Annotated in this window: 4 protein-coding genes; all 4 read right to left on the reverse strand. The window is 42.3% G+C overall.

Translation table 11 applies throughout. The features are described from left to right. Positions 1 to 11: 11 nt before the first annotated feature. The 4 genes from KTO63_RS16340 to KTO63_RS16355 all read right to left on the reverse strand — a co-directional run bounded on the left by KTO63_RS16340 (position 12) and on the right by KTO63_RS16355 (position 11,670). Positions 12 to 3,185: a SusC/RagA family TonB-linked outer membrane protein gene (locus KTO63_RS16340; protein ID WP_217792461.1), complete on the reverse strand. Its 3,174-nt coding sequence runs from the start codon at positions 3,183 to 3,185 to the stop codon at positions 12 to 14. Positions 3,186 to 3,655: 470 nt separating this feature from the next. Further along, entirely contained in the window at positions 3,656 to 7,780 is a 4,125-nt protein-coding gene (locus tag KTO63_RS16345; protein ID WP_217792462.1) for a two-component regulator propeller domain-containing protein, read from the reverse strand. A 232-nt stretch (positions 7,781 to 8,012) separates the two neighbouring features. Continuing rightward, complete coding sequence (locus tag KTO63_RS16350; protein ID WP_232373214.1) at positions 8,013 to 9,881, reverse strand: sialate O-acetylesterase; 1,869 nt, start codon at positions 9,879 to 9,881, stop codon at positions 8,013 to 8,015. Positions 9,882 to 10,086: 205 nt separating this feature from the next. Further along, positions 10,087 to 11,670, reverse strand: a complete 1,584-nt coding sequence (locus tag KTO63_RS16355; protein ID WP_232373215.1) for a carboxylesterase/lipase family protein — start codon at positions 11,668 to 11,670, stop codon at positions 10,087 to 10,089. Positions 11,671 to 11,724 lie beyond the last annotated feature (54 nt).

An 11,724-nucleotide genomic window follows, 5' to 3' on the forward strand; every position in this document is an offset into this window, starting at 1 on the left:
AAAATTTATGATTAATTCAGATTAAGGTTGAGGCCCACTGTAAATGTGCGTGGCTGAGGATAATACCCTCCATCCCAGCCTGCCTGCAATGGGTTCCAGGAGCCAATCTCCGGATCCATACCGGAATAGTTGGTAATGATGAATGCATTGGTAACTGTTCCATACACCCTGAGTGCATTGATGTGGGCCTTTGATAATAGACGCGCGGGAAGTCTGTATCCAAGCGTTATATTTTTACACCTGATGAACGAACCGTCTTCAATATATAAGTCTGATGGACGGCTGTTTTCATTTGTATTATCATTTCTTAATCCAACGATCTTTGTGTTTGGATTTTTTACAAAGGCGTTGTAAATATTAGAGGGAGATCCGTTGGGGTCCTTATATACCACCTGGGCGTAATCCAAAACTGATTTGAAATAATTGGTATTATTCTGTGGGTTCGTTTGTGAGATCAATAACTGATTAAAAACTTTGTTGCCGATGCTTGAGGTGAAGAAAAAGTTGAAATCAAAATTTTTATAAGTGAATGTATTGTTCAACCCAAACTGGGCTTTAGGCAATGGAGAGCCGAGAAAAGTCTGGTCCTTTGTATCAATAACACCATCCCCATTCAGGTCCTTGTATTTTCTGTCACCATACCATATCGCACCTCCATCTTTGGAAACAGGATAAGGCACACCACTTTGATTAACCGGCAAGGCGTGCTTTGTAAAGTCTTCAGGAGTGGCAAAAACGCCATCAAACACATACCCGTAAAAACTACCCATGGCGCGTCCGGGAACTGTTTTTGCAAAAACATACCCGTTGTACGTTTGCGATAGATTAGCTGCATCGCCACCGGCCCCTAAACTGATTACTTTATTGACATTTCGCGAGTAAGTAAAATCTGTTTTCCATGTTAAATCTTTCCCAGTAATATTCGTGGTGCTGATCCTGAAATCAAATCCTTTGTTGCTAACAGCGCCCACATTCACATAAGGTGCCTGCATGGCGCCGGGTGACCATCCTGTGGTGGTTCCTGAAAATAATGGCAGGGGCAACTTCAGTAATAGCCCGTCTGTTTCCCTGTTATAAATATCGAAGGAGAAACTGATGCGCCAATTCAGGAATGTACCATCAATACCCACATTGGAATATTTTGTTTTTTCCCACGATACATACGGGTTAGCAAGGTTTGACTGAAACTGTGCCGAGCCTGACAGTCCATTATTAACTGAGGTAAGCATTGTAACAAATGTATTGCCGGGAATACCCTGGTTATTGGTGGCACCATATCCTACTCTCAACTTAAGGTCATTCACAAATCTGACACCCCTAAAAAACTTTTCGTTGTTGATTTTCCACGCTAGTGCGCCTGAATACGTATTTACCCAGCGGTTGCCTTCAGCAAAATTGGAAGAGCCATCGGCGCGCATGTTGGCAGTAAGAAGGTACCTGTCCTGCCATCCAAAATTTATTCTGCCGAAGTAAGACTCAAGCGCGGGTCCCGATCCCTTTACACCACTGTTGCTTGCAGTATTCGCATCACCAGCACTTACCGACTGCACCATGTTAGACGGAAAGTTTTGTCTTGCTGCGGATACATTTTCAAAAGAGCTCAATTGTGCTTCATGCCCCGCCAATACATTCAAATTCCATTTTGAAAATGAATGGTTATACGTTAAAAAGTTTCTGACTACTGTATATACATTTTGGCCGGATGCAGACGAAGCGGAGTTGGTATTATTTACAACTTTTCCGAAGTTATAAGTTGGATTGAAAGTATTTTCTTTACTAAAATCAAAGTTTCCCGACAATTCACTTCTTAGTGAAAGATCCTTTGTAAACAGGATGTCTGCATACACATTTCCAAATACCTGGTATCTTTCCCTGGTGCGGGAATTCAGGAGCGCCAGGCCAACAGGATTGGGAACAGATGTAACCCAACCTGACGTATTGGTAATGCCGCCCCATGAACCATCCGGATTTTTTACAGGGATGTCAGGTGTTAAGCTCAATGCGTTGTATATAACGCTCGACGTAGTGGCATTCACATTTTCATCTACGTGTGCGAGTTGCAGGCTTGTACCAATCTTGAGCCAGTTGGTTGTTTTGTTGTCTAAATTTAGTCTTACCGAATATCTTTTAAAATCAGAGCCAAGGGCAATACCCTCTTGATCAAAATAGGTAACGGACAATAGATATTGCGTACGAGCATCACCACCGCTCACCGCAACGGAATGATTTTGCATGGGTGCCTTTCTGAACAACTCAGCTTGCCAATCTGTACCGTTGCCCAGATATTTGGGGTTTGCATATTCCGGCCTTGCATCAAAGCCCCATACAGTAGCTCTGTCGTTAAGCACTGTTGCCAGCTCCGGCAGGTTTACTGTGGGCAGTTTTTTTGGCAATTCCTGCATTCCAAAATATCCATCGTAGGAAACCGAGGGGGCCCCTGCTTTGCCTCTTTTTGTCGTAATAACGATTACGCCATTAGTCGCCTGGGAACCATAAATAGCCGTAGCCGAAGCATCTTTTAATACATCCACAGATTCAATTTCACTTGGGTTGATTGTATTTAAAGGATTGGAACCACTTCCGGGATCGCTGGGGGATGGAATGATTACTCCATCCAATACGTATAAAGGTGCACTGTTTCCACTAATGGATGATACCCCGCGAATCTGCACCGATACACCGCCCCCAGGTTGCCCTGAAACCTGCTGCACCATTACGCCGGCAACTTTTCCCTGCAGCGCCTGGTCAAATGTTGTGGGAAGTGTTTTCCTTAATTCTTCTCCCGTAACAGATGAAATGGCCCCGGTAAGATCTTTCCTTTTCACTTTTCCATATCCAACTACCACTACATCGTTCAGTTGTAGCACGGTTTCCGTAAGACTGACACGGATCTTATTATTGTTTTCAACGCGAATCTCGGCCCGTTGAAACCCTACCCTTGTGATGATTAATGTATTACCTGCTGAAGCTTCAATAGTAAAATTTCCATTATCATCAGAAACAGCAAAGCGGTTGGTATTTTTTACTGTGACCGATGCACCTGAGACGGGTGCAGATGAACTTTGATTGATAATGGTGCCGCTAAGTTTTGCTGTCTGAGCAAAAACATGGGTGGATAGCTGCGTAAGCAGAATCATTCCCAATAGCAGCACAAATGGCAAGCGAGTCGTTTTGGATGATTTCATATTTGAGTGTTTAGAACTAGACTAAGTTTTATGAGCAGTTTTTTCCATTGTGGGTACTTGTTTTTATGTCCCGGGTCGAAATACGTTTTTATTTTAAGGGTGAGATAAAACGTTTAGCGTGATTGTATCAAATGTTTTTTCTGAAGAGTGGTGATGCACTATTCCTAACGAAGAGGATGTCTTTTTAATATGATATGGAGTCCCCCCTGGCTTTACAGCGATCGAGGTGCAGTTGATAAAAACGACGATTCCCTTCGCCGTTTGAATGTGGAAAGGTTGCTCTGCCAATAAGTCACCAATACAGAGGAGAAAAAGCAAACCGTGAAGCAGCAGTTTTATTCTCATATACAGCAATCGTTCAGTTGAATGAATACTGTAAAGCTAATATTGACTTGTGTAAAGAGGGGTAGCCTGATGTTGCAGACTAGGGTATAAAATGTTGCAAACACATGATTTTCAAAGGTGCTTATTTAAATATCCCCCGCCTGATTGCTTTTACCCCCCTTATTGGCCGCATATTGCGAAGGCAGGATTTTAAATTCTTCTTTAAATGCTTTTGTGAAATTTTTTGGGTTGTTGAACCCAACTTCATATGCTATTTCGGCAATGGACATTCCGCTTTGTTCCAGGAACTGAGCCGCTCTTTTTAGCCGGATGGACCTGATAAACTCAATCGGTGTTTTGCCGGTAATCGAAAGAATTTTTCTATACAGCGTTACCCTGTTCATAAACATGTCCCGGCTAAAATCTTCCACCGAAAACTCCGGGTTGTCCATGTTTTTTTCTACTACTTCCAACGCCTGCTTCAGGAACTTTTCGTCAACAGGGTTGATGGTTATTTCCCCGGGATTAACCTCAATTTGCTTCTGAAATCTTTTTTGCAATAGTTCCTGCTGGGCCAGCAGGTTCCTGATCCTGGAAGCCAGAATTTCAAATGTGAACGGTTTGGTAACATAGTCGTTGACGCCCGCTTTCAATCCTTCCAGCTGTTTTTCTTCATTGCCCATGGCTGTCAGTAAAATAACCGGAATATGGGCCGTTGCTGTTTCTGTTTTAATTTTCCGCGCCAGTTCCACACCATCCATTAAAGGCATCATAATATCGCTGACCACCAGGTCCGGAATCAATTGTTTTATATTTTCCCAACCTTCTTTTCCATTAGTTGCTTCTTCTATCTTATACAGTTCTTTCAGATTGTCTTTCAGATAAAAGCGGATATCTTCATTGTCATCCACCACCAGTATTGTTTTCTTCCTGCTGCTTTTTTGGCTAGTTTCCTGTAAAAGCATTTCCCCATCTTCAGTCTCAGTTGGTTGAGTCGCAGAACGGGTGGGTAGATCATAGATTTTTTTGGCAGGAAGCACAACTGTAAACCGCGAACCTTTTCCTACCTGGCTTTTTACAGTGATAATGCCATTATGCAGCTTTACAAACTCTTTTGTGATAGCGAGCCCAATACCTGTTCCCTGGTTCACCATGGTGTCAGGCACGTCAGTCTGGAAAAATCGTTCAAATATTTTATCCTGCATTCCTTCCGGAATTCCAATGCCGGTATCTTCCACTTCTATGTACAGTTTTCCCTCCTCTTCTTTTGCCTCTGGAGTCGTATAGCTAAGGTTGATAGTCACTTTCCCATTTTCATGCGTGTATTTAAACGCATTGGAAAGCAGGTTGAATAAAATCTTTTCTATCTTATCCCTGTCAAAATAGATTTCAAGATTGTCAACATTGGAAGCAAATGAAAATTGTATATGCTTCTTTTCCGCAATGTCTACAAACGAATGGCTGGCGTCTTTGCAAAAGTCGATAATGTCGCCGATGGCAGGATGCAACTTTATCTCCTGCACTTCTATTTTCCTGAAATCAAGCAGTTGGTTTACCAGGCTCAGCAATCGTCTGGCATTTCGCTGTACCAGTCCCAGTTGTTTCTTCTGCTCTTCATCAGTTGCCTGCCGGATGATTTTATCCAGCGGAGAAATAATCAGCGTTAAAGGGGTCCGAAACTCATGGCTCACATTTGTAAAAAACTTCGTCTTCAACTGGTCGAGTGCATGCGCACGCTCTGCTTCTCTGCGCTGGTGCTGCACTTCATAGCGCATATGTATCCTGTCCAAAGTAATGCGCCTCGCAAATAAAAACAATCCTGCTGCCAGTATCGCATAAATAATATACGCTGTAGCAGTTCGCCAGAAGGGCGGATCAATGGTTATTTTCAACGACTTAATACCACTCCACAATCCGTCTTTGTTCGGCACTTTTACCTTCAGTGTATAATGTCCGGGATTTAAGTTCGTATAAGTAACCCTTCGTTGTCCCACTTCCGTATACAGCCAATCGGGGCTAAACCCTTCCAGCATGTAAGCAAACTTATTACCGGCGCTATGCCTAAAATCGAGTGATGCGAACTCGACAGAGAAATCATTTTCCTTATACTTCAAACTTATCCCGTCAAGGCGCGATAGCGATTGTTTGAGCAATACGCGATCATTGACCAGTTCACCCGGCTCAACCTTATTGCTTAGTATCTGCAATCCTGTGAAAATAATTTGCGGCCGGAAAACAGGTTTTGGAATTTTATCCGGATCAATAATGTTGAACCCTGAAGGCCCACCAAAAATCAATTCTCCTTTTCGCGTTTTAAGGGCCGCATTGTCATTGAACTCGCGGTTTTGTAAGTTGTTCGTCTCATCATAACCAATAATGGAAAGGGCAACACCATTTTTTTCCTGCCTCGGAATCACATTGCACAATCCATTTGGTGTGGAAATCCAAAGAGTACGATGATCATCCTCTAGAATATTTAGTATCAGATTATCAGGTAACCCGTCAGCCATGGTGAACCTGCGGAACTGTTTCGTTTTCGCATCATATAAATTCAATCCCTCTCTTGTTCCTGCCCATATTCTCTCCTCACTGTCCTGGTAAAGGCAGAACACATCGTTGCGGCTCAGCGTGTTGTTTTCCTTATTAAAAAATTCAGGAAGCCTGAAGTTTTTGTTTGCATCAAACACGGAAATACCTCCGGTCGAAACAACCCACAAGTTCCCTTTTGTATCCTGCATGATGGTTGAAATATAGTTGGAGGGTAAGGGATCGTGTGGTGATCCTTTGTATTGAAGATGGCTGAACTTACCGGTCGCTCTGTCTAACAAGTCCAGGCCGCCGCCCAACGTACCGATCCATAAATTGTTGTTCCTGTCTTCAAAAATTTCCCACACATTGTCACTCGACAAACTTGAAGTGTCAACCTCATTGTGCTTATAGTTCACGAACTTTTTTCCATCAAAACTGTTAAGTCCCCCATAGTAAGTTCCTATCCACAGTACACCGCTTCTATCAATACAAAGGCTTACTATTACATTGCTGCAAAGACTGTTCTCGTCGCCCGGTCTGTGAAGGTATTGCTTAAATGTGTTTTGTTTCCTGTCGAAATAGATCAATCCGCCACCGTTGGTTCCAATCCAGATATTACCCACCTTATCTTCAACAAACCGGTTAACATCATCATACGGAAGGCTTTTACTATCCGAGTCCTTATGCCGGTAAAGCGGAAACAGCACTATATTATTGTTTAGATAATTAACTCCCTGCTTATAGGTTCCCAGCCAGATTATTTCATTATCATCCTTATACATTGCCATAATACTGTTCTGGGCAAGGCTGCGGGGATTCTTGGGATCATTCAGAAGATAACTGGTATTGAAGTCGTTTTTTTTATCTATAAGATTTACCCCGCCGTGATCTGTAGCAACCCATATCACCCCTTTATTATCCTGAACAATTTGAGTAACAAGATTTGAATTTAGTTTTGAAGGAAAAGAACTTTCACTAAATAGCCTGACTGAATTGTTTTTTGGTTGGAAAAGAAAAACACCGCTGTTGAAAGACCACAACCAGATGTCACCATCACTATCAATAAAAAGATTATAAGGAATGTTCCCAATTTTTCTTTTTCGAAAAACGTCGCTTGAAAAAACAACCTTCTCTACACTGATATCATACAGTTTTAACAACCCACTCTGATATAGCAGCCATAATTTACCATCTTTCGTTTCTGCCACAGATGTAATCTTGTCCGAATTATTATCATTAAGCTGTTGTTTGTAAGAACTTACCTTTTTAGTTTCGGCTTCATACAAGTAAAAATCGAAGTTGTTGTAAAGAACCCAGTATCTTCCATGGGTGCCTTTTACGATATTGCTAATTGCGCCACCCGGCAAACCAATTGACCTTAAATAGCTATATGAATCGGCTGTGAATTTTTCCGTATGCTGATCATAGATACACGGTCCGCTCGTTGTTACCACCCAAATCCTTCCATCCGGAAGCTCATAAAGCGATTGAACGCTGTTATCAACTAGAGAGGTTGTATCAGAAAAATTTTTACGAAATACCCGGCAGGAATATCCATCATACCGGTTGAGGCCGGACAAAGTGCCAAACCATAAAAAACCATCACTGTCTTTTAATATAGCAGTGACCTGATTATGCGATAAGCCGGTATAATTATCAAGTTTGTAAAAGTTATAATTTTCACTTTGTGCAAAACTCAAAACTGCCTGAAATCCGAAAAGAATAAAAAAAAGAAAACGCATCAAAATTATTTTTTTTAAAAACCGTTGTCTTTGCGAACATCCCTCTACATTCTTATATCGGAATCAAGTTAACAAAATGAATTGAATACCTCTACATTTCCGTTCTCCTATTCGACGCGATAATAAATTGAACAGTGTACAAAACCGTTCAGTCTCAATGTTGCCCTCATCCGGGCTATTGGCAATATTAATGTTTGCGTTCGTGCTTACGCGATTGTTTACTACTGATTTTTCATTTTTGAGTAATTCCTTTCCAACTATCCGTTCTAAAGGGCACAGCCGGCAATCCTTCTTTGTTTGTTAGATTACAGGCAGGATTATCCGCCCAGCCATATCTTATTGCGATTGGTTTTAAAACATTTTTTGAATGTACAATTACACTATTCCCTTTTATTGTGGCGTCTGCCCAATAGAATTTTTTATCATCACCGGCAATTGCAAATCCCATAACAGGCTGAGCATCCTTAGTGGTAAGTCCTGTACCAGCATTACCGAAATCGATGGTTATTGTATTCCCGGTTATCCTGGTACTTTTTATTACAGGTCCGGTGGAAACGATGTTTTGTTTGTATGCTATTTTTTCTGCTTCAAGCGCCAGCCTTCTACCGACCTCTTGTTTATTTTTAGGGTGAATATCATTTGACTCGCCAACGTCAATGGCGGAGGCCATTGCAGTATTAGACAGAGACAATGTCATGGATTGCGCTTCTCTTAATTCTGCCCATTCACTTTCTGATGGAAGAGATTTTGTTTTCATGAAATTGGCAAGCTGTACAAACAAAAAAGGAACATTTCCCTGTTGCCATCTTTGCCGCCAGTCGTTAATCAGCATCGGAAACATGGTGCGATAATTATAAGCTTCCCAGGCGTTGGACTCGCCCTGGTACCAGATGAACCCTTTGATACCATAAGGGATCAGCGGGTGTATCATTGCATTAAAGAGCACTGTTGGACGGTATTGATAGTTGAGTATTTTGGGAAATGCGGTTTCCAGATCTTTTTTATATACCCATTTTCCCGCCAAAGAAATTTTAGAAACGCCATCGGTAATATAAAGGTCCTCTGACGGCGGATTCAAACCACCACCACCCCACAACATGGCCACTCTTACTGCTATCGTATTTTCTCCCTGCTGCGCAAGGCGTGCCGGAATTGTAAATGAATGGGTAGCATTCGAATTCCAGATGTTCTTGCATATTTCTTCGCCATTGAAGTAAAGTGAATAATTCATTTCAGGATGTCCCAGATTAATGACCACCTCTTTCCGGCTCAAAGATTCAGGCAGTATGATCTTCTTTCTTAGCCAGATCATTCCGTCGTAAGACCCGATTCCAAAATCTTTTAACACTCCCGGCATTTCCACTGTGGTCCAATCCGCATCATTATAATCCCGCGCAGGAATTATTTTATCAGCATTATTCTGAGGATTGTATACAAGATTCCAAATGTGTACCCAATTCAGACTATCGGTTGCGTAATCGAACTGATCAACGCGCAGTGTATCATTGCCGAGTGTTCTTTCTTTGGTAACGGGTGAGCTAAGCAACATTTTGCGACTCGTCCACGCCTCTACCGGTGTTCCGCCCCAGGTGCTTTGAATAATGCCAACAGGAACGTTTTGATCACGATGAATTTTGCGTGCAAAAAAATAAGCAACAGCTGACCAGTCTTTTACATTATTCGTATCACAAACTTTCCAGTTACCCGCATGAATATCAGTTTGCGGCGATAATTTTTTATCATGCTCTACCATTAGCAATCGGATATTGGGATAGTTTGCATTGGCGATTTCTGTTTTCGCATCTTTTGACTGCTGCACCTGCATCTCCATGTTTGACTGACCCGAGGCTAACCACACATCGCCGATCAGAATATTGCTGAGTTCCAGTTTACTTTGCTGTTCACCATTTTCAACAATGCTCAAAGTGTATGGACCGCCAGCCTTTAATTTTGGCAACTTTAAAAACCACTTTCCCTCCTTATTGGCTCTTGTTGCGGACTGTACATTAGCAAGTTTGACCATGACAGTCGCATTTGGTTTTGCATTACCCCAAACAGGAATCGGAATGTCTCTTTGCAGCACCATATCGTTACCAAACATTTTTGGTAAAGTGATTTGAGAAAAAGAACAGTGGCAGATGGATACCAATAATAGGGTTGTAATCACTGATTTCATCATCATATTGTTGTTATTGGTCGTATGTTTTCCTTCTTGAATAATTGCCAGAATTGAGCAGGCAGGCACCATCTGGTTAAATTTATACGGCAAGATATATGAGTCCCTTTCTACCTTTTGTCGCTTGTCTTTAATTGCTTTTGTTATTACTTATTTTCCATTGAAAATATTTATCCAGCACTTTTAAAGCCTCTATATCCGGTACCGGACCGGGATGTGGTGTTTTATCAAAATACATTACTATCGGACTGTTGTTCGTAAAGGGGGACCATTGAGGTAACCCGCCGCCATTGGGATCTCCAAACTTTACAAAATTGATCCAGTAGTCTCCCATTGCTTTAGATATACTTACATCTGATTGTGATATATTTGGATCACTTGCTTCCAGGTGTTGGAAAACGTAGGAAACATCCTGCGCATGAGGGGAGCCATAACCAAACATGGATGAAGACGCGGGATAGTCAGGGTGTTGATCGAAAAAATAATAAAACACTTTCGCATGCCCTGTTTGCGATTGTAACTTTGCCCAAGTCCAATTGTGCCAGCCGAAAGCTGCATCACGCGAGAGATTGCGGGCAGACCGGGAGACTGAAGTATCACCTACAGGATATGCTTTCAGTAAGTCGTCTGCAAATTTTCCATAACGCTTTCTTACAGACTCGGTACATTCCTCTGGCGTTTTTCCAGGCGAAAAACTCAATCCTTCGTCTGAATTGTAGCCAATCAGCACGGGTATATCACTATACTTACCATTGCTGTATAATGTATATTGTACATCCGGAATCACATAGCCGTCTATTACCGGCCATGAGCTTCCTACCCCCCAGGCCATTGGCAACTTATCGGGCGGTAGGCTTCGGAGTTCTTCAATATTTGACACTCCTGCATTATGGAGATATTTAACTCCTTCTTCATTTGCAGTGGACAACAACTTCATATTTTCTCCGGGATAGAAGATATTTCCTGCCGGGCCAAAAGATGCTCCGCTTTGCGATATTGCTCCACGAAAGAGGCCTTTGGCAAGTGGAGACGCGCATAGCATACTCACGGAAAGCCCTCCTGCAGATTCGCCAAATATGGTTACTTTTCGAGGATCCCCACCAAACCGGGCAATGTTTTTTTGTATCCATTTCAGCGCCGCGATTTGATCCAGCAACCCATAATTTCCGGAAACATGGTCTTTACTTTCTGCATTGAGCGAGGGATGCACCAAAAATCCCAGTGGACCAACGCGGTAAGCTATGCTAACAAAGACAACACCCTTCTGAGCCAGCTTGCTCCCTTCATACCAGGGTTCGGCAGTAGAACCCGTACTGAAACCACCACCATAGATCCAAACCATTACAGGCAGTTGATCGCGGGTAGATTTTGCAGGCGACCACACATTCAGGTACAAGCAGTCTTCACTTTTACCGCCCACCGGATTTCCGGCCTGCATTGGCGAAGCGGCAAAATGTTCAGCAGATCTTACGTCTGTCCATTCGCTAACCGCTTGAGGAGCTTTCCATCTTAACCGCCCGACAGGAGGAGCCGCAAAAGGTATCCCCCGGAAGATGGTTAATCCGTTTTCTGAAACGCCTTGTATCCAACCTTTATCGGTTTTCAGTTTTTCCGGAATTTGTGCATTTCCGGTATTTGAGAATAACAATAAAACGATCAATGTACAATGGATACTATTTTGCACGGCCATCATCAGCAACAATCGAATTTTCATATATGAACAAGCTTTAAGTTAAATGGGAATACAAATCTATTTGCAGGTGCGGAA

Source organism: Pinibacter aurantiacus (genome assembly GCF_019130065.1).
Taxonomy (GTDB): Bacteria; Bacteroidota; Bacteroidia; order Chitinophagales; family Chitinophagaceae; genus Pinibacter; species Pinibacter aurantiacus.

Bases quoted from the DNA above. Each gene is read 5' to 3' on its own strand.
- KTO63_RS16340 (WP_217792461.1), bottom strand. From the start codon at position 3,185: ATGAAATCATCCAAAACGACTCGCTTGCCATTTGTGCTGCTATTGGGA.
- KTO63_RS16345 (WP_217792462.1), bottom strand. From the start codon at position 7,780: ATGCGTTTTCTTTTTTTTATTCTTTTCGGATTTCAGGCAGTTTTGAGT.
- KTO63_RS16350 (WP_232373214.1), bottom strand. From the start codon at position 9,881: ATGTTTGGTAACGATATGGTGCTGCAAAGAGACATTCCGATTCCTGTT.
- KTO63_RS16355 (WP_232373215.1), bottom strand. From the start codon at position 11,670: ATGAAAATTCGATTGTTGCTGATGATGGCCGTGCAAAATAGTATCCAT.